At 68.5% G+C, this 24,675-nt stretch carries 19 protein-coding genes and 1 tRNA gene; 17 read left to right on the top strand and 3 right to left on the bottom strand.

The features are described 5' to 3' along the window. The first annotated feature begins 132 nt into the window (after positions 1–132). The 13 genes from amaB (at position 133) to K0H49_RS09505 (ending at position 16,883) form a co-directional block, all read left to right on the top strand. The gene (amaB, locus tag K0H49_RS09565; RefSeq protein WP_219211492.1) at positions 133–1,671 is read left to right on the top strand and encodes an L-piperidine-6-carboxylate dehydrogenase; all 1,539 of its coding nucleotides are present in this window, start codon (positions 133–135) and stop codon (positions 1,669–1,671) included. 244 nt (positions 1,672–1,915) lie between these two features. Beyond that, positions 1,916–4,360, top strand: a complete 2,445-nt coding sequence (locus K0H49_RS09560) for a TonB-dependent receptor domain-containing protein (protein WP_257624645.1) — start codon at positions 1,916–1,918, stop codon at positions 4,358–4,360. A 116-nt stretch (positions 4,361–4,476) separates the two neighbouring features. After that, positions 4,477–6,156: a serine hydrolase domain-containing protein gene (locus tag K0H49_RS09555; RefSeq protein ID WP_219211491.1), complete on the top strand. Its 1,680-nt coding sequence runs from the start codon at positions 4,477–4,479 to the stop codon at positions 6,154–6,156. Positions 6,157–6,410: 254 nt separating this feature from the next. Further along, positions 6,411–7,775 (top strand): MFS transporter, encoded by a 1,365-nt coding sequence (locus K0H49_RS09550; protein WP_219211490.1) that lies wholly within the window; start codon positions 6,411–6,413, stop codon positions 7,773–7,775. Between the two features lie 16 nt (positions 7,776–7,791). Further along, a complete protein-coding gene (locus K0H49_RS09545) occupies positions 7,792–9,465 on the top strand; it encodes a serine hydrolase domain-containing protein (RefSeq protein WP_219211489.1) in 1,674 nt (557 codons plus the stop codon). Between the two features lie 16 nt (positions 9,466–9,481). Next, on the top strand, positions 9,482–10,468 hold the full coding sequence (dgcA, locus tag K0H49_RS09540) for an N-acetyl-D-Glu racemase DgcA (RefSeq protein WP_219211488.1): 987 nt from the start codon (positions 9,482–9,484) through the stop codon (positions 10,466–10,468). Positions 10,469–10,595: 127 nt separating this feature from the next. Further along, positions 10,596–11,456 (top strand): MotA/TolQ/ExbB proton channel family protein, encoded by an 861-nt coding sequence (locus tag K0H49_RS09535; protein WP_219211487.1) that lies wholly within the window; start codon positions 10,596–10,598, stop codon positions 11,454–11,456. Between the two features lie 49 nt (positions 11,457–11,505). Beyond that, the gene (locus K0H49_RS09530) at positions 11,506–11,940 is read left to right on the top strand and encodes an ExbD/TolR family protein (protein WP_219211486.1); all 435 of its coding nucleotides are present in this window, start codon (positions 11,506–11,508) and stop codon (positions 11,938–11,940) included. A gap of 21 nt (positions 11,941–11,961) precedes the next feature. Then, positions 11,962–12,390 carry an ExbD/TolR family protein gene (locus K0H49_RS09525; protein ID WP_219211484.1) on the top strand — a complete coding sequence of 143 codons (429 nt, stop codon included), beginning with the start codon at positions 11,962–11,964 and terminating at the stop codon, positions 12,388–12,390. A gap of 11 nt (positions 12,391–12,401) precedes the next feature. Next, the gene (locus tag K0H49_RS09520) at positions 12,402–13,049 is read left to right on the top strand and encodes an energy transducer TonB (protein WP_219211482.1); all 648 of its coding nucleotides are present in this window, start codon (positions 12,402–12,404) and stop codon (positions 13,047–13,049) included. A gap of 19 nt (positions 13,050–13,068) precedes the next feature. Beyond that, positions 13,069–14,535: a leucyl aminopeptidase gene (locus K0H49_RS09515; protein ID WP_219211480.1), complete on the top strand. Its 1,467-nt coding sequence runs from the start codon at positions 13,069–13,071 to the stop codon at positions 14,533–14,535. A gap of 192 nt (positions 14,536–14,727) precedes the next feature. Then, entirely contained in the window at positions 14,728–15,855 is a 1,128-nt protein-coding gene (locus tag K0H49_RS09510; RefSeq protein ID WP_219211478.1) for a saccharopine dehydrogenase family protein, read from the top strand. A gap of 149 nt (positions 15,856–16,004) precedes the next feature. Further along, the gene (locus K0H49_RS09505; protein ID WP_219211476.1) at positions 16,005–16,883 is read left to right on the top strand and encodes a D-amino acid aminotransferase; all 879 of its coding nucleotides are present in this window, start codon (positions 16,005–16,007) and stop codon (positions 16,881–16,883) included. 83 nt (positions 16,884–16,966) lie between these two features. Here the strand turns inward: K0H49_RS09505 and K0H49_RS09500 are convergent, their stop codons facing one another. Beyond that, the gene (locus K0H49_RS09500; protein WP_219211475.1) at positions 16,967–17,347 is read right to left on the bottom strand and encodes an STN domain-containing protein; all 381 of its coding nucleotides are present in this window, start codon (positions 17,345–17,347) and stop codon (positions 16,967–16,969) included. 218 nt (positions 17,348–17,565) lie between these two features. Between K0H49_RS09500 and K0H49_RS09495 the strand changes: the two genes are divergently transcribed. Beyond that, on the top strand, positions 17,566–18,138 hold the full coding sequence (locus tag K0H49_RS09495; protein ID WP_257624644.1) for an RNA polymerase sigma factor: 573 nt from the start codon (positions 17,566–17,568) through the stop codon (positions 18,136–18,138). Next, positions 18,135–19,112 (top strand): FecR family protein, encoded by a 978-nt coding sequence (locus K0H49_RS09490; RefSeq protein WP_219211472.1) that lies wholly within the window; start codon positions 18,135–18,137, stop codon positions 19,110–19,112. The genes K0H49_RS09495 and K0H49_RS09490 overlap by 4 nt, the downstream gene beginning before the upstream one ends. A gap of 174 nt (positions 19,113–19,286) precedes the next feature. Here K0H49_RS09490 and K0H49_RS09485 read toward each other — a convergent pair. Both K0H49_RS09485 and K0H49_RS09480 read right to left on the bottom strand, forming a co-directional pair. Next, positions 19,287–19,361 (bottom strand) — tRNA-Arg (locus K0H49_RS09485). Positions 19,362–19,403: 42 nt separating this feature from the next. Continuing rightward, positions 19,404–20,069 carry a TetR family transcriptional regulator gene (locus K0H49_RS09480; protein WP_219211471.1) on the bottom strand — a complete coding sequence of 222 codons (666 nt, stop codon included), beginning with the start codon at positions 20,067–20,069 and terminating at the stop codon, positions 19,404–19,406. A gap of 153 nt (positions 20,070–20,222) precedes the next feature. Here K0H49_RS09480 and K0H49_RS09475 point away from each other — a divergent pair, with 153 nt between their 5' ends. Beyond that, positions 20,223–21,503 (top strand): efflux RND transporter periplasmic adaptor subunit, encoded by a 1,281-nt coding sequence (locus K0H49_RS09475; protein ID WP_219211470.1) that lies wholly within the window; start codon positions 20,223–20,225, stop codon positions 21,501–21,503. A gap of 13 nt (positions 21,504–21,516) precedes the next feature. Continuing rightward, positions 21,517–24,675 (top strand): efflux RND transporter permease subunit, encoded by a 3,159-nt coding sequence (locus K0H49_RS09470; RefSeq protein WP_219211469.1) that lies wholly within the window; start codon positions 21,517–21,519, stop codon positions 24,673–24,675.

The raw sequence follows: 24,675 nt of genomic DNA, 5'->3' as shown, positions 1-24,675 counted from the left end.
ACGGCGACCTTTCGATGGGGCATGGCCGCGGCAGAGAACAGTCGCAATGCGCATGAAGTGCTTCCGCATTTTTGATATGCAGACCGGCATGCTTGCGGGATATTGCGCGCCTCAGACCCAAGGACCCCTTCCATGACCCCAGTCTCCGATACCCGAACCCTTGCCGCCGAAGTGGCGCAACTGCTGCAACGCCTGGGCGTGCCGGCCGATCGCCACACCGACGGCGCCTTGCGTGTGGTGTCGCCGATCTCCGGCGACGCCATCGGCGCCGTCGTCACCACCTCGCCCGCGGACGCGTCCGCCGCCATCGGCCGCGCGCATGCCGCCTATCTGCAGTGGCGCAATGTGCCGGCGCCACGCCGCGGCGAGCTGATTCGGCTGCTGGGCGAGGAACTGCGCGCCGCCAAGGCCGACCTCGGACGGCTGGTCACGCTCGAGGTCGGCAAGGTGCCGTCGGAAGGCGCTGGCGAAGTGCAGGAGATGATCGACATCTGCGACTTCGCGGTCGGCCTGTCGCGCCAGCTCTACGGCCTCACGCTGGCCACCGAACGGGCCGAGCACCGGATGATGGAGACCTGGCATCCGGTGGGCGTTTGCGGCGTGATCTCGGCCTTCAACTTCCCGGTCGCCGTGTGGTCGTGGAATGCGGCATTGGCACTGGTCTGCGGCGATTCGGTGGTCTGGAAACCCTCCGAGAAGACCCCGTTGACCGCGCTGGCCGTGCACGCGATCGCGCAGCGCGCCATCACCCGCTTCGGCAGCGATGCGCCCGAAGGGCTGCTCGAACTGATCGTCGGCGAGCGCGACATCGGCGAGCTGCTGGTGGACGATCGCCGCGTGGCCGTGCTGTCGGCCACCGGCTCGACCGCCATGGGCCGGCAAGTCGGTCCGAAGCTGGCGGCGCGTTTCGCCCGCGCCATCCTGGAACTCGGCGGCAACAACGCCGCCATCGTCGCGCCTTCGGCCGACCTCGACCTCACGCTGCGCGGTGTCGCCTTCGCCGCCATGGGCACGGCCGGCCAGCGCTGCACCTCGCTGCGGCGCCTGTTCGTGCACGACAGCGTCTACGACGCCTTCGTGCCCAAGCTGGCCAAGGTGTATGGCAGCGTGCGCGTCGGCGATCCGCGCGAGGCGGGCACGCTGGTCGGCCCGCTGATCGACCGCTCGGCCTTCGACGGCATGCAGCGCGCCCTCGTGGAAAGCCGCGCCGCCGGCGCGACGGTGCACGGCGGCGAGCGCGTCGACGGCATCGGGGGCGCCGAGGCGTTCTACGTGCGTCCTGCGCTGGTCGAACTGGGAGCGCATGAAGGCCCCGTGCTGCACGAAACCTTCGCGCCCATCCTCTACGTGCTGCGCTACACCGACATCGCGCAGGCCATCGACTGGAACAACGCGGTGGGCGCGGGCCTGTCGTCGTCGATCTTCACGCTCGACATGCGCGAGGCCGAGCGCTTCGTCTCCAGTGCCGGTTCCGACTGCGGCATCGCCAACGTCAACATCGGCCCGAGCGGTGCGGAGATCGGCGGCGCGTTCGGCGGCGAGAAGGAAACCGGCGGTGGCCGAGAGGCCGGCAGCGACAGCTGGAAGGCGTACATGCGCCGCGCGACCAACACCATCAACTACTCGACCACCTTGCCCCTGGCCCAGGGCGTGACCTTCGACATCGGTTGACCGAGGCGTTCCAATCGGGGCGCGACGGATGTGTGAGCGGCCGTCCGGCGCCCCGGCGTGGCGGGGGCTGCGCATCCTCCGGCCGCTGCCGCTGCCGCTGCCGCCGGCGCCGGCGCCGCGCGCTCTAGCTAGGACTTACCCGTAAGCCGTGCCAGATTATTTCCGGGCCTTCGTCTCATCTTCTGAGGGCAATCATGCCGCATTGATGAGGACGCAAATGAGAACGAAGACCCGATGGAAGAACATGGCACGTTTGGCTCTCGGCGGCTTGGGGGCGATCGCCTTGTCCGTCGGCGCGCAGGCGCAGACGCGCAGCTTCGACATTGCCGGCGGCGAACTGAAGGCCGCGTTGGATGCCTACGCCGCGCAGTCGGACACCCAGCTGATCTACAAGATCGAGGACGTCAAGGGCCTGAGCACCAAGGGGCTCAAGAGCGCCCTGCCGGCCGAGGAGGCGCTGCAGCAACTGCTCCAGGGGACGGCCCTGACCGTGCGCCGCGATGCATCGGGTGCGATGGTGATCGTGCCGGCCGCCGCGTCGACGCAGCAGGAGAAGGCCGAGTCCCGCGGCGACGGCGAGGCCAACATCCTGAAGACGGTGGTCGTGACGGCCAACCGGCGCCGCGAGCCGGTGCGTGAAGTGCCGATGCAGGTCGGCATCCTCGCCACCGAGCAGCTCGATCGTTCCGGCGCCAAGACGCTGAAGGACTATCTGGGCAGCGAAGCCGGGGTCGACGTCAGGAGTGCCGGCGGACCCGGCATGGGCACGCTCAGCATCCGCGGCGTGAGCACCGGGAGCCAGACCACGTCGACGGTGGGCGTGTACATCGACGACGTCGCCTTCGGCTCCAGTTCCGCGGCCACCAACGGCGCCCAGATGGCGCTCGACATGGGCCTGCTGGACCTGAACCACATCGAGCTGCTGCGCGGCCCCCAGGGCACGCTGTATGGCGCCAGCGCGACCGGCGGCCTGCTGAAGTACGTGACCAACGTGCCCGACACGACCGAGTTCTCCGGCAAGGTGGCGCTGACCGGCTCCACGACGCGCGGCGGCGGCGACAACAGCACCCTCAGCGCGGTGCTCAACGTGCCGCTGAAGGAAGACGTGGCCGGCCTGCGGGTCTCGGCCTTCAGCGACCGTGCCGGCGGCAGCGTGCAAGGCGTCGGCCCGGCAGGCGGCGCGAACATCGACCGCGGCAAGACGGAGGGCGTGCGCGCGTCGCTGCTGCTGACGCCGAGCAACCAGCTGAAGGTGCGCCTGACCGGCACGACGCAGACCATCCGCCGCAACGGCACCGACTATGTCGACTATGACGCCGCGACCGGCCGACCCATCGAGGGCGAGATGCGGCGGCGCCTGTTCGCCCCGGAGCCCTACGACGTCAAGATCGAACTGTTCTCCGCCGATGCCGAGTACGACTTCGGCTGGGCCCGCCTCAACTCGATCACTTCCGACCAGCGCGTGCGTTCGACGGCCGTGACGGACATGAGCACGTCCTTCGTCCCGCTGCTGGCCGGCGTGGGGCTGAACGCCGCCAGCACGCCCGCGACGGTCGCGGTGAACGTCCACAAGCGCACGCAGGAGTTCCGCCTGACCTCCAAGGCCGACAAGCAGTTCGAATGGCTGGGCGGCTTCTACTACACCGAGGAAAAGAGCAGCAACCGGCAGCACGTGGACGTCTACGCGGCCGACGGGTCCGCCGGCCCCCAGCTGCTGAATGCGGCCTTCCCCGTGACCTACCGCGAGCTCGCGTTCTACGGCAACGCCACCTGGAAGTTCGACAACGGTGTGTCGCTGACCGGCGGCTTGCGCGCGGCGAACAACAAGCAGCACAACAGCCAGCAGGTGGACGGGCTGCTGGCCGGCGGCGCCTCCGTGCGCGACGCCGCCTCCAAGGACGACAGCGTGACCAGCCTGCTGACCGCACGCTACGCGCTGACCCCGAACAGCGACATCTATGCGCGTGCCGCCACAGGCTATCGGCCCGGCGGTCCGAACGTGGTGCTGCGCGATCCCGTCACCGGCCAGCCCACCGCCCCGGCCACCTACGCACCCGACACGGTGCGCAGCACCGAAGTGGGCTACAAGGCCGACCTGCTGGACAAGAAGCTGTCGCTGGAGGCCGCAGCCTTCGACATCCGCTGGAAGAACATCCAGCAGTACATGCCGGTCAACGGCACCTCGGTGGTCGTCAATGCGGGCGCGGCCCGCGTGCGCGGCGCGGAGCTCTCCAGCACCTTCCGGCCCGACAGGCACTGGACCGTCAGCGGCAACGCGGCCTACCTCGATGCCAAGCTGACGCAGGATGCGCCCGGCCTCGACGCCATGGCCGGTGCCCGCCTGCCCAACAGCGCGCACTTCTCGGCCAGCGTCAACGTCAACTATGGCTTCGATCTCGGCGGCCATGCCGCCTACCTTGGCCTGAGCCAGCGCTACGTGGGCGAGCGCAATGCCGGCTACGAGGGCAGTTCGGCCATGCCCCTGTACCGCCTGCCGGCCTATTCGCTGACCGACCTGCAGGCGGGCATCGACTTCAAGCGCGCCAGCCTTGCGCTGTTCGTGCGCAACGTGTTCGACAAGCAGGCCCAGCTGGGCGCCGACAACACCGTGCGCGTGGGCGGCGGGCCGACCTGGGTCTCGCTGGCCCAGCGGCGCACCATCGGCGCGACATTGACCGTCCCGTTCTGACCGACGGCCTTTTCCCCGCCTGAGCTCTCGCACGCAGTCCTCGCCGCGCGCGGCGCCTGACCGCGTCGCGCCGGTGTGGGGCCCGCGCGCCTGTTCACCGCTTCGAACTGCAAGCCATGAGCGATACGACCTTCCCCTCCTCGGCCGGACGCGGCCACGCAGCCGCGCTGGACCCGCTGTTCCAGGCCTTCGATCGCAGCGATGCCCCCGGCCTGGTGGTCGGCGTAGCCCAACATGGCGAGACCTTCTATCGCCGCGGCTTCGGCCTCGCCAGCATCGAGCATGCGATCGCCAACACACCGGCCACGCGCATGGCCATAGGTTCGTCGAGCAAGCACTTCACGAGCCTGGCCATCCTGCTGCTGGCGGAGGACGGCAAGCTCGACGTGGACGACGACGTCCGCCGCCACATACCCGAACTGCCGGTCCTGGCGGGAGCGCCGACCCTGCGCCAGCTCATGACGCACACCGGCGGCCATCGCTGCTACCTGGACCTCGGCCTGATGTCGGAAGGCATGGCCCTCAAGCCCAGGGGATCGGCGCTGGCCGCGCAGGTGCGGCAGACCCGGGCGAACTTCGCGCCCGGCGAGAAGATGATCTATTCCAACGGCGGCTATCACCTGCTGTCGATCGTCATCGAGCGCGTCAGCGGGCAAGGCTTCGAGCAGTTCCTGACGGCGCGCATCTTCGGCCCCATGGGGATGCACGACACGGTCTCGGTGCGCAGCGACCTCGAGATCCATCGCGGCATGGCGACGCTGCATGTGCCGCGGGAGGACGGCGGCTGGCGCCGTGGCATCTTCCCCAGCGAAGAGATGAGCGGCGACGGCGCGACCATCACCACGGTGGACGACATGCTGCGGTGGCTGGCGCACCTGCGCGCGCCCGGCCGTGTGGGCCGCGAAGACACCTGGCGCCAGATGCTGACGCCCGCCACCTTCCACAACGGCCTGGTGAACCACTACGCGCTGGGCCTGATGCGGCACGACTACCGCGGTGTCGAGGTGATCCTGCACGCCGGCGGTGTCGTCGGCGGCAACTGCCAGATGATCACCGTGCCGTCGCAGGCCCTCGACATCATCCTCATCGCGAACGGCGTCCGGGCCAACCTGGTCGAGCTGAGCCACCGGATCATCGACATCGTGCTGGCGGATGCGATGCCGGGGCGGCCGGTGCTGGGGCCGCCCCGGCGCAAGGCTTCGGCCGCGCGCTTCGCGCCGATGCTGGGCACGCGCTACCACGTGCCGGCATCGGGCCTGCTGTTCGGCTTCGCGGAGGCGCCCGGCGGAGCGCTGGGCCTGTGCTTCATGAACGGAGCGCCGCAGGCGCTGTGGGACAAGGGCGAGGTGCTGCGCCTCGGCCTGGAGGACCTGGCCGTCGGCCCGCTGGTGCTGCAGGCCGGCGATCTCGCGCTCGAGGGCCAGCCGGCGCCGGTCGCATTGACGCTGCGCGAATCGGGGCATGCCGAACATGGCGAACGCCTGCCCGACATGCCGCCGTCGAACGCGGAGGCGGGCGCCGTGCTGGTCGGTCGGTACCGCGCACAGGACCTGGAGGCGCAGGCCCGGGTGCAGCTCGAAGGCGAGCGGCTGCAGTTGCGGATCTTCGGGCCGCAGGGCAGCCAGGGGATGGCGCTGCAGGCCTTCTCGCACGGTGTGTTCGGCTGGCACACCGCCCAGGTCGATGTCGGCTTGAACGGCGCGCTGAGCGTGTGCTTCGACGCCGGCCGGGTCGCGGGCTTCCACCTCGACAGCTGGCGCACGCGCCGCATGTGGTTCGAGCGCATCGGCGACTGATGGCCTTCCGAGCGCCCCGCGCATCGCCAGGAGACGCCTGGTCGGCGGCGGCCTCGGTACATACCCTGGATCGAAGCAGATTTGAATCCGCGCTTCGTCTCAATGAGGGAGCGGCAACTGGGCCGCGCCGAACGAAAGACCCGATGCTTCTCTCTTCACCTCACAGCTGCTGCGCTCCCCGCGTGCGCGGGTCGAACCCGTCGCCCTGCCGCCGCCGCGCGCGCTGCCTTCCGTTGCACTGAAGGACACCTCTTTTGGACACGCATGCTTTGCCCGGCGCGTTGCCGGCACCCCGTTCCAAGGCCGTCACCAGCGGCCTGCTCGCCGGCTACGGCCTGCTGGTGCTGATCATTGCCACCGTCTTCAGCGCATTGGACCGGCAGATCTTCGTGCTGCTGGCCGAGCCCATGCGCCACAGCCTGGGCCTGTCGGACACCAAGCTCGGCCTGCTCCAGGGGGCCGGCATCACCCTGTTCGCGGGCGTGGCGGCGGTGCCGCTGGGCTGGATGGCCGATCGCTATGGCCGGCGCGTGCTGCTGGCCGGCTGCGTGCTGGTGTGGGCCACGGCCACGGCGGCCTGCGGCCTGGCCCAGGATTTTTCGGCGCTGTTCATCGCAGCCGCGTGCCTGGGCATCGGCGAAGCGGGCCTGATGCCGGTGGTCTACGGATTGATCCCGGAGATCGTGCCCGCGCGCCGCCGCGTGCTCGCCAACGGCATCTATGCACTGACGGCGATCCTCGGCGCGGGCCTGGGCATGGCGCTCAGCGGCGCGCTCATGGAGGCCCTGGAAGGGGTGCGGCCGCTGCTGCCGGCGGCGCTGCAGGCCATGGAGTCCTGGCGACTCGCCTTCATCGCGGTCGCATTGCCCGGGCCGCTGGTGGCGCTGGCCGTGCTGCTGATCCGGCTGCACCCGGAACGCAGCGGAGCCGATGCACCTGCGAACGCCGCCAAGCCCGCCCTGCTTCCCTATGTGCGTGCGCACATGCGGACGATGGTCGGTGTCTTCGGCGGCTCGGGTCTGGCGAGTCTCGGCGTGGCGGCCAGCGGCACCTGGGCGCCGGTCGTCGCCACCCGGCTGTTCGGTGCGCCGCCCGCCGAAGTGGGGCAGGGCATCGGCGCGGCCTATCTGCTGGGTACGGCGGTCGGTGCGCTGCTGGGCGCAGCCAGCGTGAAGTGGCTGGGGCAGCGCGTGGGCCTCGCGCTGCCGATCCGCGTCGTCACTGTCGGTGCGGCCCTGTCGGCATTGGCTTCGCTGCTGATGCTGGTGACGCAGAGCGCCGTGGGCCTCTACATGCTGTTTGGCCTGCAGGTTGCCACGCTCATTGCCGGCAGCGTGCTGGCGCCGACCATGCTGCAGGACATGGCGCCTGCCGCGCTGCGCTCCCGCGTGATCGCCATCGGCACCGCGGTGACCGTGGGCCTGAGTTCCCTGAGTCCGGTGCTGGTGGGAGCGCTGTCCGACCTCGTGCAGGCCGGCGACCGTGGCCTGCTGCTGGCGATGGCCAGCATCGGCGCCGCTGCGTTCGCGCTCTCGGCGGCCGTGCTGCGAACGGCCGAAGCGCCCTTCGCAAAGACGGTTCAGACCATCTACCCCGAACTGGCCGCCCGCCACGCTTGATCGCCAGCAGACGCATATGACCGAATCGAACACAGACACGCACAAGGCGCACGCCGCCGCCCTGGACCCGCTGTTCCAGCCGTTGAACCGCAGCGATGCGCCCGGCTTGGTGGTCGGCGTGGCCCGGCACGGGCAGGCCCTCTACCGCCGCGGCTTCGGCCTGGCCAGCATCGAGCATGGCGTGGTCAACACGCCGTGGACGCGCATGCGCATCGGCTCCACGAGCAAGCACATCACCTGCCTGGCCGTGCTGCTGCTGGCCGAGGAAGGAAAGCTCGATGTGGATGCGGGCATCCGCACCTACCTGCCCGAACTGCCCGCGTTGAAGGCGCAGCCCACGCTGCGTCAGCTGATGACGCACACCGGCGGCTATCGCTGCCATGGCGATGTCGCCGGGATCGCGAACGGCTTGGGCGTCATGCCGAAGGGCGCGGGCCTGGCCGCGCTGGTTCGGCAGTCGGAGGCCAACTTCGCGCCGGGCGAGAAGATGATGTACAACAATGGCGGCTACCACCTGCTGTCGCTGGTGATCCGGAAGGTCAGCGGCCTGCCCTTCGAGCAGTTCCTGAAAGAGCGCATCTTCGTGCCGCTGCGCATGGTCGACACGGCCTCGGTGCCCAGCGACTTCGAGATCCATGCCGGCGTCGCCACCATGCACGTACCGAGACCAGCGTCGGAAGGCGGCGGCTGGCGCCGGGGCATCTACCCGAGCGAGGAGATGCTGGGTTCCGGCGCGATCGTTTCCACGATCGACGACATGCTCCGGTGGCTGGCGCACCTGCGCTCGCCTGAGAAGAAGGTGGGCAGCGCCGAGAGCTGGCGGCAGATGCTCACGCTCACGCGCTTGCGCAACGGCATCGTCAATCCCTATGCGCTGGGATTGATGAAGCACGACTACCGCGGACTCGAGGTCGTCCACCATGCCGGCGGCGTGATCGGCGGCACCTGCCAGATGCTGACCGTGCCGAGCCATGCCCTGGACATCGTCATGATGGTCAACGGGGCACCGGCCAATCCCATGGAGCTGGCGAACCGGATCATCGACGTGCTGCTGGGCGACGCGCTGCACCATGCGCCGCCCGGCAAAGCCGCCGCGGCGCGCTTCCGGCCGATGGTGGGCACCCGTTACCACGGGCCGGCTTCGGGCCTGGTGCTGGGCTTTGCCGAGGCCGGCGAAGAGCGCCTGGGCCTGAGCTTCCTGAACGGCGAGCCGGTGCCGCTGCGCGACGAAGGGGACAGCCTGCGGATCGGCTTCGAGGACATGGCGATGGGGCCGCTGGTGCTCCGGACTGCACAGCTCGCGGCCGAAGGCGCAGCGCCGCCATCGATCGACTTCAGCGAGGCCGGCCATGTCGAGCGCTTCGAACGCCTGCCCGACACACCGCCGGCGCCTTCCGATGCCGGTGCGCCGCTGGTGGGGCGCTACCGCTCGCACGACATGGATGCCGAAGCGCGCGTGAGCTTCGAGGGCGAGCAGCTCTACCTGACGCTCTTCGGCGCGCACGGCAGCAACCGGATCGCGCTGCGACCTTTCTCCCACGACGTCTTCGGTTGGGAAGAGCGGGAATCGGCCCTGCCCCACAAGGAGCGTGGCGTGCTGAACGTCGAGCGCCGCGGCGGCGAGGTCGCGGGCTTTCGGATGAACACCTCGCGCACGCGGCGCATGTGGTTCGAGCGCACGGGCGACTGAAGGCTGGATTCCTCACATGAAGCTGAAGTGCTCGAGCACCATGGAGTGCCTGCCGCTGCGCGAACCCTTCGAGATCGCGCGCGGCGTGATGACCGGCGTCGACGTCGTCGTGGCGACGCTGCACGATGCGCAAGGGCATCGTGGCCGCGGCGAGGCCGCCGGCGTGGACTACGACGGCGAATCGCCGGCCTCGATGACCGAACAGATCGCGGCCGTCGCGCCGCGACTGCATGCCGACGTCACGCCTGCGGAACTGATGCAGTGGCTGCCGGCCGGCGGCGCGCGCAACGCACTGGACTGCGCGTTGTGGGACCTGCGCGCCAAGCAGGCGGCATCGCGCGTCTGGACGCTGGCCGGCCTGCCCGCGGCCCGGCCCGTGCAGACTGCCTACACCATCGGCCTGGGAAGCCCCGAGGAGGTGCGGCGCAAGGCCCGTGCGGCGCAACACATGCCCTTGCTCAAGATCAAGGTCGATGCGACACGCCACGTGGAGCTGCTGCGCATCGTCAGGGAGGAGCAGCCGAACGCGCGCCTGGTGGTCGATGCCAACCAGGCCTGGAGCCGCACGCTGCTCGAGCAATTGCTGCCCGTGCTGCAGGCGCTGGGCGTCGAACTGATCGAACAGCCCGTGCCGCGCGGCACGGACGCGCAGCTCCGGGACCTGCATTCGCCGATCCCGCTGGCCGCCGACGAGTCCTGCACCGACCGCGGTTCGCTGCCGCCGCTGCGCGGCCTCTACGCGTACATCAACATCAAGCTCGACAAGTGCGGCGGCCTGAGCGAAGCGCTGGCCTTGGCACGCGAGGCCGAGGCGATGGGCTTCGGCTTGATGGTCGGCAACATGGGCGGCAGCTCGCTGGCCATGGCGCCGGCCCATCTGATTGCGCAGGACTGCGCCTATGTCGATCTCGACGGCCCCCTGCTGCTGACACACGACCGGGATGCGGCGATGGCTTACGACGGCGCGCAGCTCGGGGTGATGGCGCCCGCACTGTGGGGTTAGTGCCCGACCGTCCCCGACTCTCTGCGCATGCGAACCACGACAGGAGCTCCGGTTCAAGAAAAGCCGCCCCTGCGTGACTTCGCGACTGCAAGAACGCTTGCCTCTTAATTCAATGAAAGGAACCCCAATGAAAATCAAAGCCGTGCGAATCATGGCGTCCTGGGCCTGTGTGCTCGGGCTGGCCCTGCCCGTGCTGCCCGCGTCGGCCCAGGAGCAGGCGGGCAGCGCGCCCGCCGTGGCCGCAGCGACGGCGGCCGCCCCCGCGAGCGCCCTGGCGGTGCCATCGGGCGAGGGCGCAGCCGCGCTCGTGCAGAAGGCCGCCGAGTCCGCCGAGAACCCCTACGGCATCGCCTCGCTGTGGAAGACCTCCGACGTCGTGGCCCGGTCGGTGCTGTTCCTGCTGCTCATCATGAGCGCAGGCAGCTGGTACATCATGGTCGTGAAGGTGCTGGAGCAGGCCAAGATGCGGCGCCAGGCCCGGAACGCCGCCAAGACCTTCTGGGACGCGGCTTCGGTGCGCGAAGGCGCCTCGTCGCTGGAGGCCAACAGCCCGTACCGCTTCATGGCCGAAGCGGCAGCCCATTCGATCGCCAAGCACGACGGGCTGAGGAAGCACATCCCCTTCAGCGACTGGCTGGCCGTGGGCATCCAGCGCGCGGTGGAGCGCATCCAGAACAACATGCAGGGCGGCCTGGCCTTCCTTGCCACCGTCGGTTCGATCTCCCCCTTCGTGGGACTCTTCGGCACCGTCTGGGGCATCTACCACGCGCTGACGGCCATCGGCCTGTCGGGCCAGGCCTCCATCGACAAGGTCGCGGGCCCGGTCGGCGAAGCGCTGCTCATGACGGCAGTGGGCCTGGCGGTGGCGGTGCCGGCTGTGCTGGCCTACAACTGGCTGATCCGCCGCAACAAGGCGGTGATGGACGACGTGCGCACCTTCGGCAACGACCTGCACGCCGTGGTGTTGAGCGCCGAGGCCCGGCCTTGAAAGCCACGCACGGTCGTCCCAGCGATTGCCAGCCTGCCGGAGAAGCATCATGGCCATGAATGTGGGCGCGGACAGCGCGCAAGGCGACGACGCCGTCATGTCGGCCATCAACACCACGCCGCTGGTCGACGTGATGCTGGTGCTGCTGATCATCTTCCTGATCACCATTCCGGTCGTCACCACGTCGATCAAGGTCCAGATGCCCAAGGAGCGGGTGGAGGTGCGCGAGACGAAGCCCGAGAACATCATCATTTCGGTCAACCGGTCCGGCGAGATCTTCTGGTACGACGCATCGGTTGCCAACGTGGACGCACTGGTGGACCGGCTCAAGAAGGTCTCGACGGCGCAACCGCAGCCTGAGGTGCAGGTGCGCGGCGACCTGGATGCACGCTACGAGGGCGTCGGAAGGGTGCTGCTGGCCTGCCAGAGGGCCGGCATCGCCAAGATCGCCTTCATCACCGAACCGCCGCCTCTGGGCGGCTAGCACGCAGCGAGGAGCACATCCATGTCCATGCCCTTGGCAAGCCCCGCCGGCTCGGAAGAGCCTGAAATGATGATGGAGATCAACACCACGCCGTTGATCGACGTCATGTTGGTCCTGTTGGTCATGCTGATCATCACGATTCCCATCCAGCTGCACGCCGTGAACCTGGAACTGCCGGTGGGCGCGCCGCCGGCCAGCCTGGTCAAGACCGAGCACGTACAGATCGATATCGACGAGAAGAGCGTCGTCCACTGGCAAGGCCTGCCGGTGTCGGAGCTGGAACTCGGCGAGAAGATGCGGCTGCTCGGCCTGCAGGCCACCCAACCGGAGATTCACATCCGGCCCGACAGGAATTCGCAGTACGCCGTCGTCGCCAACGTGCTGTCCAGCAGCAGGCGCGCGGGGCTCAACAAGATCGCGGTCATCGGCGCGGAGCAGTTCATCCAATGAATACCTTCTCCATGGACTACCGCTTCGAGGCGCGCGACCCGCGTCGCCGCGTCAAGGGCATTGCCATCGTGGTCCTGCTGCATGTGCTGCTCGGCTATGCCCTGATGTCGGGCCTGGCGCGCGAGGGGCTCGAGCTGGTCAGGAAGCCGATGCAGGCCGTCGTGATCCAGGAGGTGACCCTTCCGCCGCCACCGCCGCCGCCTCCGCCGCCCCCACCCAAGCGGATCGAGAAGACGGTGGTGGTGCCCAAGCGCGTGGCGCCGCCGCCGCCCTATGTGCCGCCGGCCGAGGTCGTGCCGCAGGCGACGAGCACGGCGCCGGCCATCGCCGCGTCCACGACGCCACCGCCCGAGCCTGCGGTGATCGCACCACCGCCACCGCCCGCACCGGTGGCCGCCGGGCCCCGGCGCGCGGCCATCGGGGTCGCCTGTCCGACTCAGGTCTCTCCCGAGATGCCGCGCAAGGCGGTGGCGGACGGCATCGAAGGCGTGGTGAAGGCGCAGATCCACATCAAGGATGGCGCGATTCAGGACGTCACGATCCTCTCGGGGCCGAAGGTCTTTCACGCTGCGGTAAGGACCGCGATGCAGCAATACAAATGCGTGGCGGATGGCTCCGAAGTCATCGCGACGCAGGAATTCAATTTCAATCTGAATTGAGAATCGAATGCCTCGAGAAATGAAGAAACCGAGAGTGGACATCGCGCTGGGCAGCGCGGATGCCGCACAGCTGTCGCGACAGGGAGCGGACGCCCTGGTGTTCCTGGTGTCGAAGGACATCCAGCCGGGTGCGGGCGCGCTGTCGAAGCTCGCGCGGGCGGCATTGGACGCCGGCGACCTGGAAACCCAGCCCGGCAGCGTGCTGATGATGTATCGCCCGCCGGGCATCGGCGCGACCCGGCTGATCCTGGCCTGCATCGACGACCAGTCGGTCGCCCATGTGCGCGCCGGCATTCAGGCGGCGATCGGCCTGGCCCGGTCGCGTTCGCTCGGGCGCCTGGCCATCGGGTTCGCGTCGGATGCGAGCGCGCATGCGCTGCGCACGGTCGTGAGCGCGATCTTCGAGCGCACCTACGTCTATGCGGCAACGAAATCGGCACCGGAGACGCCGCCGAAGGTGCTGGAAAAGGTGTGGATCGCTGCGCGCAATGCCGAGGCGCTGAAGCCCGTGCTGGACCGGGCCATCGCGATCGCCGAAGGCGTCGAGCTGGCCCGGCACTGGGGCGATCTGCCGGCCAACCATGCGACGCCGGCCCGGCTGGCCGAAGCGGCCATGGCCCTGGCCAAGGTCCCCAGGTTCAAGTGCGAGGTGCTGGGGCCGCAGGACATCGGCAAGGAAGGCATGCGCGCCTTCATGGCCGTCGCGCAGGGTTCGGCGGAGCCGGCGCGCTTCATCGTGCTGCGCTACGAAGGTGCGAGGAAGTCCAGGCCGCCGGTGGTGCTGATCGGCAAGGGCATCACCTTCGACAGCGGCGGCATCTCGATCAAGCCCTCCGAGGGCATGGACGAGATGAAGTACGACATGGCCGGTGGCGCCAGCGTACTGGGGGCCTTCCAAAGCCTGGCGCGCCTCAAGCCGCCGATCAACGTCATCGGCTTGATCCCCGCCTGCGAGAACCTCCCCGGCACGTCGGCGATGAAGCCCGGCGATGTCGTGTCGAGCCTGAACGGGCAGACCATCGAGATCCTCAACACCGACGCGGAAGGCCGGCTCGTGCTGTGCGATGCCTTGACCTATGCCGAACGTTTCCGTCCCGCGGCGGTGATCGATGTCGCGACCTTGACCGGGGCCTGCGTGGTGGCCCTGGGTTCGGTGCGCAGCGGCCTGTTCGCCACCGACGAATCCCTGGCGAGCGCCTTGCTGGCGGCCGGCGAGGCCGCGCAGGACCCGTGCTGGCGGATGCCGCTGGACGACGCCTATGCGGAAAGCCTCAAGAGCAACTTTGCCGACGTCGCCAACCTGGGCGGCCGGGGTGCCGGCAGCGTCACGGCCGCCAAGTTCCTCCAGCGATTCGCGCAGAAGTTCCCATGGGCCCACCTGGACATCGCCGGGGTCGCATGGAACGGTGGCGCCGCCAAGGGCGCCACCGGCCGGCCCGTCGGATTGCTGGTCGAGTACCTGCTGGCCACGGCGCAGGAGCCCTGAGCCCGCATCCATCCGAACGCCAGGCGCGCGCCGCCACGGGCACCGCGTGCCCCACCCATGCCATCGCCGTGACGCATTGCCGTTTCGACGACCTCGGGTCGCCTCCCGGCGATCCGATCCCTCTCTTCCGACGCCTGGGCCCTGGCTGGCAGGGCTGGCTGCGGATCGTGTTTCGTATCACAGGAAAATCAAATGAAAGCACTCGATATTCGCAACGTCCTGGTCCTTGGTGCCGGCAAGGTGGGCAGCACCGTCGCCGACATGCTGGCGGTCCACGAAGCCGTGCCGGTCACGCTCGCAGACAAGGCGGTGACCGGGCATTCAAACGCACATCCGCTCGTCAAGCGCATCGCGCTGGATGTCGACGACGCCGAGGCCCTGGGCGCGGTCCTCGCGACGCACTCGGCCGTCATCAACGCGCTGCCCTTCTATCTGGCCGAGCGTGTGGCCCGCGAGGCCGCGCGGCGCGGGGTCCACTACTTCGACCTGACGGAGGACGTCGCGGCCACCACGGCAATCCGCAGCATCGCGGCCGACGCCACCGCGGTGCTGATGCCGCAGTGCGGGCTGGCCCCCGGCGTGATCGGCATGCTGGGCGGTCACCTGGCCGGCCGGTTCGACGAGCTGTTCGACCTGCGCCTGCGCGTGGGGGCGCTCACGCGCAATGCTACCAATAGCTTGCGCTACAACTTCACCTGGAGCATCGACGGCGTGATCAACGAGTACTGCAATCCGTGCGACGCCATCGTCAACGGCCGCAGGCAATCGGTGCAGCCGATGGAGGGCCACGAGACCTTCACGCTGGACGCCGAGGCCTTCGAGGCCTTCAACACCTCGGGCGGCCTGGGGACGCTCTGCGAGACCTTGACGGGCAAGGTGCGCAACCTCGACTACAAGACGATCCGCTATCCCGGCCACCGCGATGCCATGGCCTTCCTGCTGCACGATCTGCGCCTGATCGAGCGGCGCGATCTCCTGCGCGAGGTACTGGAGAACGCGGTGCCGCACAGCCGCGAGGACGTGGTCATCGTCTTCGCGTCCTGCTCGGGCATGCGCGGCGGACGCTTCGAACAGGAGACGCGGCTGGCGCGCATCTTCGGCGAGTCGCTGTGCGGCACCGAGCGCACGGCCATCGAGCTGTCGACCGCCGCCGGCGTGGTGGGTGTCTTCGGGATGCTGCGTGCGGGCAAGCTGCCGCCCTCGGGCTTCGTGGGACAGGAGCAGGTGCCGCTGGAGGCTTTCCTGGGGACCGCGGTCGGCCGCTACTACGCGGCACTGGGCGCCGTGGCTGCCGAACGAGAGATCCCGCAGCACGCCTGAGCGGCGGTCGTCCGGGGCGCGGGACCACGGTTCCAGGCCCTGGCCCGCGGTGCGAAAGACCCCATCCCATCATCCTCGCGCTGGCCGGACATGGATGTCGTCGATGTCCGGTCAGCGCACATCCCGTGGCATGCCGCCGCGTTCCTTCCATGCATCCTGCGATCGATTTCCTGCCTGCCACGCCGTGTTATCTCGATGGTGAATACACCGTCCTGAGGGAGGCGAAGGTCAGCGTGCTGGACCGTGGATTCATCTTCGGCGACGGGGTCTACGAGGTCATCCCCGTCTTCCACGGCCAGCCCTTCTGTTTCGAAGAGCACATGGCGCGTCTCGACCGCTCGCTGGCCGAGCTGCGCATTCCCAATCCGATGCCGCTCGCGCAATGGCGCGAGATCGTTGCGCGCCTGACCGCGCCGGGCGGCCTGGCGCCGCAATCGGTGTACCTCCAGATCACGCGCGGCGTGGCGCCGCGCGAGCATTCGATGATCCCCGACCTGCAGCCCACGGTGTTCGCGATGGTCAACCCGATCACGCCGATGCCGGAGGCGATCCGCCGCCGGGGCGTGGCCTGTATCACCGCGGAGGACTTCCGGTGGCACAAGGCGCACATCAAGAGCACCAGCCTGCTCGGCGCGGTGCTCGCGCGGCAGATCAGCGTCGACGCCGGGGCGGCGGAGACCATCATGTTCAGGGACGGCTGGCTCAGCGAGGCGGCGGCGAGCAACGTGTGGCTGGTGAAAGAGGGGACGCTCTTCGGTCCGCCAAAGGACAACCTCGTCCTGGCCGGCATCCGCTACGGCCTGTTCGAACGCCTTTGCAAGGCGCACGGCATTCCGTTCGTGCTGCGGCGCGTGTCGCGCGAGGAGGTCTTCGATGCGGACGAGCTGCTGCTGTCCTCGGCCATCAAGGAAGTGCTGGCGGTCGTCCAGCTCGACGGCAGGACCATCGGGGATGGCCGGCCCGGCCCCGTGCACGACGTGCTGCATGCGGCTTACCAGCGCGCCAAGGCGCACGGTGCCCCGGCCTGAGAAAGCGAGGCGCGGCCTCCGGAGGGCAGGCGTTCGGCGCCCGCATGGGGACGGTCACGCCCGCCCGCGCCATGGCCGGGCGTTTAGGGCCTGCTTTCCATGGTGGCGGGAAGAGCGGTGCCGCGTACCGGGGGCTGCGCGATGAGCACCATGGCGCCGTCCTGCCCGCGGCGCACACGCAGATGGGTCCCCTGCAGCAGGCGCTCCAGCGCCTTTTCGGGTGCGATGGTGCCCTGCACCCCCGGCGTCGACAGGTCCCTGACGTCGTCCACCTTGTAGATCAGCTGGACGCCGGCCTGCGCGATGTAGGCGTCCAGCGCGGGCTTGAGCGCGCCGCCACGGACGTCGAACGCGCGCGGGTGGGCACATGACAGGCCGGCCGCCAGCAGCCATGCCAGTGCGGCGGCGATGCGATGGCAGGTCGGGAGGGAGAAGACGGACGTCCGTCTCCAGGGGCTGTTCATAGGGCTGCGTTTCCGGTGAGCTGAGGGTTGGCCTGCCCTATGAGACGAACGCGGCCCCGTTTTCCGGCAGCATCGTGCCCTCGTCCGGTGCACGCCGAGTTTTTTCCAGTTCTTTTCTCGGCGCCCTGCCAGATATTTCTCCGTGGCTCGTCTTACCTTAAGTCCTCATCCCATTCATCGAGCGCTGGCCTCGGCCGTCCATCTTCCGGAGCGTCTTCTTGCTTCTCACTAGCCTGGACACATGGTTCACCGGTGAAGTGCTTCCGCTGGAGGCGGCGCTCACGCGTTTCCTGCGCCGGAACTGGCGCGACGAGGCCGAAATACCGGACCTGCGCCAGGACGTCTACGTCCGTGTGTACGAGTCCGCCTTCAAGGCCATGCCCGAGCAGGTCAAGCCCTTCGTCTTTGCCACGGCGCGCAATCTGCTGATCGATCGCGCGCGGCGGGCCCAGATCGTGTCGATCGAAGCGGTGGCCGAACTCGAGTCGCTGGACCTGTCGGTGGACGACCTCACGCCCGAGCGCCATGTGGCCGGCCGCGGCGAACTCAGGATGCTGCAGGCGGCGCTGGAGGTGCTGCCGCTCAAGTGCCGCCGCATCGTGGAGATGCGTAAGATCGACGGCCTGTCCCAGCGCGAGGTGGCGGCTCAATTGGGCATCACCGAAGACACCGTTGCGCGGCAGGTTTCGTTCGGCATCAGGGCATTGGCGGATGCGCTGCATTCCGGCGGCGTGAGCCTGGACACCCGAGCCTTCACTCGCGCGGAAAACGAAAAGAAGCTTTCGACATGACCGAAGCCGAACGCATCGAATCCCTGGCCGCGGATTGGCTGGCACGCCGTGATGGCGAGGTGTGGAGCGACGTGGATCAACAGGCGCTGGACGCCTGGATCGCCGAATCGATCGCCCACCGGGTAGCGTGGCTGCGGCTGGCCAGTGCATGGCAGCGCGGCGACCGGCTGAGCGCGCTGCACGCGCCCGCGGCCCCGGCAGCATCCCACGCGGACTCGCGTGCCTGGCTGCCGCGTTTCTCCCTGCAGCGCATCGCGGCCGGCGTGCTGATCGCGGTGGCGAGCGCCAGCTGGCTGGCGTGGCAGTACGGACCCAGCCTGCACGGCGACCGTCACTACGCCACCGCCGTGGGCGCGCGCCAGTCCGTGGCGTTGCGCGACGGCTCGATGCTCACGCTGAACACCGCCACCCAGCTGCGCGCCTCGGTCAACGAGAGCGAACGCAAGGTGTGGCTCGATGACGGCGAAGCCTATTTCGATATCGCGCACGATAAGGACCATCCCTTTGTCGTGATCGCCGGCAATCGCCGGATCACGGTGCTCGGCACGCGCTTTCTCGTGCGGCGCCAGGGCGACCAGGTGAAGCTGACGGTGGAGGAGGGGCGCGTCCAGGTCGCTTCGACGCAGGACCCCAAGGGCGGCGAACCCACCGTGCTGACGCGCAACCAGTCGGCCGTGGCCAGCGCGAACAGCCTGCTGGTCATGTCGAAGAGCGCGAAGCAGATCAACGACGAACTGAGCTGGCGCCAGGGGCGCATCGTCTTTGACCAGACGACGCTGGGCGAAGCCGCCACGCAGTTCAACCGCTACAACACCCGGAAGCTGGTCATCGCCGATCCGGCCATCCAGGGCATCCGCATCGGCGGCAGTTTCGACGTGCACAACATGGACGGCTTCGTCTCCTTGCTCAAGCAGGGCTTCGGCCTGTCGGCCCAGGACGTCGGCAACGAAACACGAGTCTCGCACCCGTCCTGAGGCCGTATCGCCGCGCCGCCCTGGGCCGGCGCCGTCGCGGTGCCGGCGGGGATCGTCTGATGGGCGGGCCGCAGGCTGGCCCCGGGGCGCGGAAAATCCGAGACAACAAAAAACCCGCAATGCCTTGCAGCATGCGGGTTTCGGGTGCTTCCGGGATGCCGTGAAGCGATTGTCTGGTCCCGCCGCCAGGAATCGAACCTGGATCTCAGCCTTCGGAGGGCCGAATTCTATCCGTTGAAATACAGCGAGAGAGCCTGCGGCGATGCACCGCAAGCCCGCCATTATCGCCCATCAGGCGACCATCGAAAGCTTCTCCGGCAGGATTTCGATCGCGGCGGGCTGATGGCCGAAGCCCAGGCCGTTCACATACACCTCGAAAGTGCGTTTGCCGACCTGCACCAGGTCGAAGGCCGAGGGGTCGAGCAGCCAGTTCTGGATCAGGCCGCTGACCAGCGCATGCAGTCCCTGGGCCGCCGCCGCCGCGGGAATGGCGAGGCGGATGTGCTGGCGCCGTGCCGCATGGCGCAGGGCCTGCTCGAAATCGGTGACGCAGGCGTCGCGTGCGCTCAGGTGGCGTTGCTGGACCGACTGCATGTCGTGCGTGTACTCGACCTTGTGCGTCGCCACCTCGAACACGCGCCGCACCTGCGGGTCGGTGGTCATGAGCTTGAGCGCGACGAGCAGTCCGCGTTCGATTTCCTCCAGCGGATCGTCGCGCACCGGGCCGGTGCTCCGCGCCGCCGCCTCCAGCGGCAGCGTGACGCGCTCCATCATCGCGTTGAAGAGATCGGCCTTGTCCTTGAAGTGCCAGTAGATCGCGCCACGCGTCGCCCCCGCTTGCTGCGCGATCTGCTGCAGCGAGGTCTGCGAAACGCCCTGCGCCTGGAACAGCAGTTCCGCTGCATCGAGCAGACGGTTGCGTGTGGCGAGGGCCTCTTCCTTCGTGTGGCGGGCCAATTTGTCTCCTGATAAGGATTTGAATGTCTCGCCTAACTATACATCCATGAATGTATGTAAACTAGCCGCCTCCCGATGACCCACCTGGCCGACAGGCCTTGACGGCGATCAAGATCGCTTCGCGTCGTCTCCTCTTTGCTTCAAAGGAATCACATGCCGCAATTGCATGTCTCTTCGCTTCGCTCGCTTTCCCCTCGGCGCATGGCCTTGTCCACCGTCGCCGTGCTGGTCTTCGCCCTGCTTGCGGCTTGCGGCAAGGGCAAAGATCCCGCCGCGGCGGCAGCGCCGGCCGGTGCCGCGCCGCCGCCGCCCGAAGTCGGTGTGGTGGTCGCGACCCCGACCGATGTCGGTCTGGTGACCGAGCTGCCGGGCCGCCTGGAAGCCTCGCGGGTGGCGCAGGTGCGTGCGCGCGCCGCCGGCATCCTGCAGGAGCGGTTGTTCCGTGAAGGCAGCGACGTGAAGGCAGGCCAGCCGCTGTTCCGCATCGATGCGGCACCCTATACCGCCGCGGCGCAGAGCGCGCAGGCCAGCCTGGCGCGTGCCGAGGCCAATGCCGTGCAGGCCAAGGCCCTGGCCGATCGCTACAAGCCGCTGGTCGAGGCCAATGCCGTGAGCAAGCAGGAGTACGCGAGCGCAGTGGCTTCGCAGAAGACGGCCGAGGCCGACGTGGCCGTGGGCCGTGCATCGGTGGCCACCGCCAAGATCAACCTGGGCTACGCGGCCGTGACCGCCCCCATCTCGGGCCGCATCGGCCGTGCGCTGGTGACCGAAGGCGCGCTGGTGGGGCAGGGCGACGCGACGCAGCTCGCCGTGATCCAGCAGATCAACCCGCTCTACGTCAACTTCACGCAATCGGCCAACGATGTGCTCAAGCTGCGTCGCGCCATGGCCGACGGCAAGTTCAAGCGTGCCGACGGTGCCGACGCGGCCAGCATCCGCGTGGTGCTCGAAGGCGGCGGCGAGTACCCGCTGGCGGGCAAGCTGCTGTTCTCCGACCTCACCGTGGATTCGACCACCGGCCAGGTCACGCTGCGCGCCGAGCTGCCCAACCCCAAGGGCGAACTGCTGCCCGGCCTGTACGTGCGCGTGAAGATCGAGCAGGCCCAGGTGAGCAACGCGATCGCGCTGCCGCAGCAGGCCGTCACCCGCACCGAGCAGGGCGACACCGTCACCGTGGTGGCGGCCGACGGCAAGCTGAGCAAGCGCCCGGTGAAGATCAGCGCCGCGCAGGACAACCAGTGGATCGTGCTCGACGGCCTCAAGGCCGGCGAACAGGTGATGGTCGACGGCTTCCAGAAGCTGCAGATGATGCCGCCCGGTACGCCGGTGAAGGCTGTGCCATGGGTCAAGCCGGGTACGGCGCCAGCGGCGGCGGCCCCTGCTGCCGCACCGGCAGCCTCGGCGCCGGCCGCTGCGGCTTCGGCTGCCAAGTAAGGAGCGCGCCCGCATGGCTAAATTCTTCATCGATCGGCCCATCTTCGCGTGGGTGATCGCGCTGTTCATCATCGTGATGGGCAGCGTGGCGATCACGCAGCTGCCGATCTCGCAGTACCCGCCGGTGGCACCGCCCGCCATCGTCATTAGCACCGCCTATCCGGGGGCTTCGGCCCAGACGCTCGAGGACAGCGTGCTGTCCGTCATCGAGCGCGAGATGAACGGCTCGCCCGGGCTGATCTACATGGAATCGGTGGCCCAGGCCGACGGCACCGGCACCATCACGGTCACTTTCGAGACCGGCACCAACGCCGACCTGGCCCAGGTGGACGTGCAGAACCGGCTGTCGCGTGCGACGCCGCGCTTGCCGGCCGCGGTGACGCAGCAGGGCGTGCGCGTGGACAAGTCGCGCAACAACTTCCTGCTGTTCACGATGCTGTCTTCGGACAACCCGGCGATCGATCCGATCGCGCTGGGTGACTATGCCTCGCGCAACATCGTGCCCGAACTGCAGCGCGTGGCCGGCATCGGCCAGGCGCAGCTGTTCGGCACCGAGCGCGCCATGCGCATCTGGATCGATCCGGCCAAGCTGCAGGGCTTCAACCTGTCCTCGGCCGACGTCAATGCCGCGATCCGCGCGCAGAACGCCCAGGTCTCCTCGGGCTCGATCGGCGACCTGCCGAACATCACCGGCCAGAGCATCGCCGCCACCGTGGTGGTGACCGGCCAGCTCAGCACCGTCGAGCAGTTCGGCAACATCGTGCTGCGCGCCAACACCGACGGCTCGGCCGTGCGGCTCAAGGACGTGGCGCGCATCGAGCTCGGCGGCCAGGCCTATTCGACCTCGGCCCGCCTGAATGGCGCGCCGGCCGTGGGCATCGGCGTCCAGCTCTCGCCCAGCGGCAATGCGCTGCAATCGGCCAAGGCCATCCGTGACCGGATGACCGAGCTGGCCAAGTACTTCCCGCAAGGCGTGAAGTGGAGCATCCCCTACGACAGCTCGCGTTTCGTGAGCATCTCCATCACCGAAGTGGTCAAGACGCTGTTCGAGGCCGTGGCGCTGGTGTTCGTCGTGATGTTCCTGTTCCTGCAGAACTGGCGCTACACGATCATCCCGACCATCGTGGTGCCGATCGCGCTGCTGGGCACCTTCGCGGTGCTGGCCGCGCTGGGCTTCTCGATCAACGTGCTGACCATGTTCGGCATGGTGCTGGTGATCGGTATCGTGGTGGACGATGCGATCGTGGTGGTCGAGAACGTCGAGCGCATCATGACCGAGGAGGGCTTGAACCCGCTCGAGGCCACGCGCAAGGCGATGCGCCAGATCTCGGGCGCCATCATCGGCGTGACCGTGGTGCTGATCTCGGTGTTCGTGCCGCTGGCCTTCTTCGCGGGCTCGACCGGCAACATCTATCGCCAGTTCTCGGCGGTGATGGTGGCCTCGATCGGCTTCTCGGCCTTCATGGCGCTGTCGCTCACGCCGGCGCTGTGCGCCACGCTGCTCAAGCCCGTGGAACAGGGCAGCCACCATGAGAAGAAGGGCTTCTTCGGCTGGTTCAACCGCGGTTTCTCGCGCACGGCCAAGGGCTACGAGAGCGTGGTGGCCCGGCTGCTCAAGCGCGCCGCGCGCTACCTGATCATCTACGTCGCGATCGTGGGCGCGGTGGTGCTGCTGTTCCGCGGCCTGCCGACCTCCTTCCTGCCGCAGGAAGACCAGGGCAACATCATCGTCAACGTGCAACTGCCGCCAGGTGCGACGCAGGACCGCACGCTGTCGGTCATGGAGCAGGTCGAGGGCTACATCCTCAAGCAGCCTGAAGTGCAGAGCATGGTCAGCGTGCTGGGCTTCAGCTTCTCGGGCCAGGGCCAGAACGCAGGTCTCGCCTTCGTGACGCTCAAGGACTGGGAAGAGCGCGGCGGTGCCGCGCACTCGGCCGATGCGCTCGCGGGCCGTGCCTTCGGTGCGCTCTCGGGTGTGCGCGATGCCTTCATCTACCCGCTGAACCCGCCGCCGATTCCCGAACTGGGCAACGCCAGCGGCTTCACCTTCCGCCTGCAGGACCGCTCGGGTGCGGGCCACAAGGCGCTGATCAACGCGCGCAACCAGCTGCTGGGCATGGCCTCGCAGAGCAAGCTGCTCACGCAGGTGCGCCCGGACGGCCTGGAAGACGCGCCGCAGCTGCAGATCGACATCGACCGCGACAAGGCCAACGCATTGGGCGTGACCTTCGACGCGATCAACACGACGCTGTCGACCGCGCTGGGTTCGAGCTACATCAACGACTTCCCGAACCAGGGCCGCCTGCAGCGCGTGGTGGTGCAGGCCGATGCACCCGCACGGATGCAGCCCGACGACCTGCTCAAGCTCAACGCGAGCAACACGCAGGGCAACCCGGTGCCGTTGTCCACCTTCGCGAGCACGCGCTGGGTCAACGGCGCGCAGCAGACGGTGCGCTACAACGGCTATCCGGCCGTGCGCATCTCCGGCTCGGCCGCACCGGGCTCGAGCTCCGGCGCGGCGATGGCCGAGATGGAAGCATTGGCGGCCAAGCTGCCGGCGGGCTTCGGCTTCGAATGGACCGGTCAGTCGCGTGAGGAAAAGCTCGCAGGCTCGCAGGCCATGATCCTGTACGGCTTCGCGATCCTGGCGGTGTTCCTGTGCCTGGCCGCGTTGTACGAAAGCTGGACCATCCCGCTGTCGGTGATCCTGGTGGTGCCCTTGGGCGTGCTCGGGGTGCTGGCGGCGACCATGCTGCGGTCCTACTCGAACGACGTGTACTTCCAGGTGGGGCTGATCACCATCATCGGCCTGTCCGCGAAGAACGCGATTCTGATCATCGAGTTCGCCAAGGACCTGCAGGCGCAGGGCAAGGGTGCGGTGCAAGCTGCGCTGGAAGCCGCGCACCTGCGTTTCCGCCCGATCGTGATGACCTCGCTGGCCTTCGGCCTGGGCGTGCTGCCGCTGGTGCTGGCCTCCGGTGCCGGCTCGGCCAGCCAACGTGCCATCGGCACCGGCGTGCTGGGCGGCATGGTCACGGGCACCGCGCTGGCGGTGTTCTTCGTGCCGGTGTTTTTCGTGGTCGTGCGCACCCTGTTCAAGGGCAGCGCGCGCCAGCATGAAGTCGATCGGCGCCACGCCGAAGCGGCAGGGATCGAACAAAGCCATGACTAA

Origin of the sequence: Variovorax boronicumulans (genome assembly GCF_019352895.1) — a bacterium.
In the GTDB taxonomy this organism is placed as follows: domain Bacteria; phylum Pseudomonadota; class Gammaproteobacteria; order Burkholderiales; family Burkholderiaceae_C; genus Variovorax; species Variovorax boronicumulans_A.
This window is presented reverse-complemented; position numbering and strand designations above follow the sequence as displayed.

What these genes read in the sequence shown, in the direction of transcription:
- amaB (WP_219211492.1), top strand. Translation starts at nt 133, where the DNA reads ATGACCCCAGTCTCCGATACCCGAACCCTTGCCGCCGAAGTGGCGCAA.
- K0H49_RS09560 (WP_257624645.1), top strand. Translation starts at nt 1,916, where the DNA reads ATGGCACGTTTGGCTCTCGGCGGCTTGGGGGCGATCGCCTTGTCCGTC.
- K0H49_RS09555 (WP_219211491.1), top strand. Translation starts at nt 4,477, where the DNA reads ATGAGCGATACGACCTTCCCCTCCTCGGCCGGACGCGGCCACGCAGCC.
- K0H49_RS09545 (WP_219211489.1), top strand. Translation starts at nt 7,792, where the DNA reads ATGACCGAATCGAACACAGACACGCACAAGGCGCACGCCGCCGCCCTG.
- dgcA (WP_219211488.1), top strand. Translation starts at nt 9,482, where the DNA reads ATGAAGCTGAAGTGCTCGAGCACCATGGAGTGCCTGCCGCTGCGCGAA.
- K0H49_RS09535 (WP_219211487.1), top strand. Translation starts at nt 10,596, where the DNA reads ATGAAAATCAAAGCCGTGCGAATCATGGCGTCCTGGGCCTGTGTGCTC.
- K0H49_RS09530 (WP_219211486.1), top strand. Translation starts at nt 11,506, where the DNA reads ATGGCCATGAATGTGGGCGCGGACAGCGCGCAAGGCGACGACGCCGTC.
- K0H49_RS09525 (WP_219211484.1), top strand. Translation starts at nt 11,962, where the DNA reads ATGTCCATGCCCTTGGCAAGCCCCGCCGGCTCGGAAGAGCCTGAAATG.
- K0H49_RS09520 (WP_219211482.1), top strand. Translation starts at nt 12,402, where the DNA reads ATGGACTACCGCTTCGAGGCGCGCGACCCGCGTCGCCGCGTCAAGGGC.
- K0H49_RS09515 (WP_219211480.1), top strand. Translation starts at nt 13,069, where the DNA reads ATGAAGAAACCGAGAGTGGACATCGCGCTGGGCAGCGCGGATGCCGCA.
- K0H49_RS09510 (WP_219211478.1), top strand. Translation starts at nt 14,728, where the DNA reads ATGAAAGCACTCGATATTCGCAACGTCCTGGTCCTTGGTGCCGGCAAG.
- K0H49_RS09505 (WP_219211476.1), top strand. Translation starts at nt 16,005, where the DNA reads ATGCATCCTGCGATCGATTTCCTGCCTGCCACGCCGTGTTATCTCGAT.
- K0H49_RS09500 (WP_219211475.1), bottom strand. Translation starts at nt 17,347, where the DNA reads ATGAACAGCCCCTGGAGACGGACGTCCGTCTTCTCCCTCCCGACCTGC.
- K0H49_RS09490 (WP_219211472.1), top strand. Translation starts at nt 18,135, where the DNA reads ATGACCGAAGCCGAACGCATCGAATCCCTGGCCGCGGATTGGCTGGCA.
- K0H49_RS09475 (WP_219211470.1), top strand. Translation starts at nt 20,223, where the DNA reads ATGCCGCAATTGCATGTCTCTTCGCTTCGCTCGCTTTCCCCTCGGCGC.
- K0H49_RS09470 (WP_219211469.1), top strand. Translation starts at nt 21,517, where the DNA reads ATGGCTAAATTCTTCATCGATCGGCCCATCTTCGCGTGGGTGATCGCG.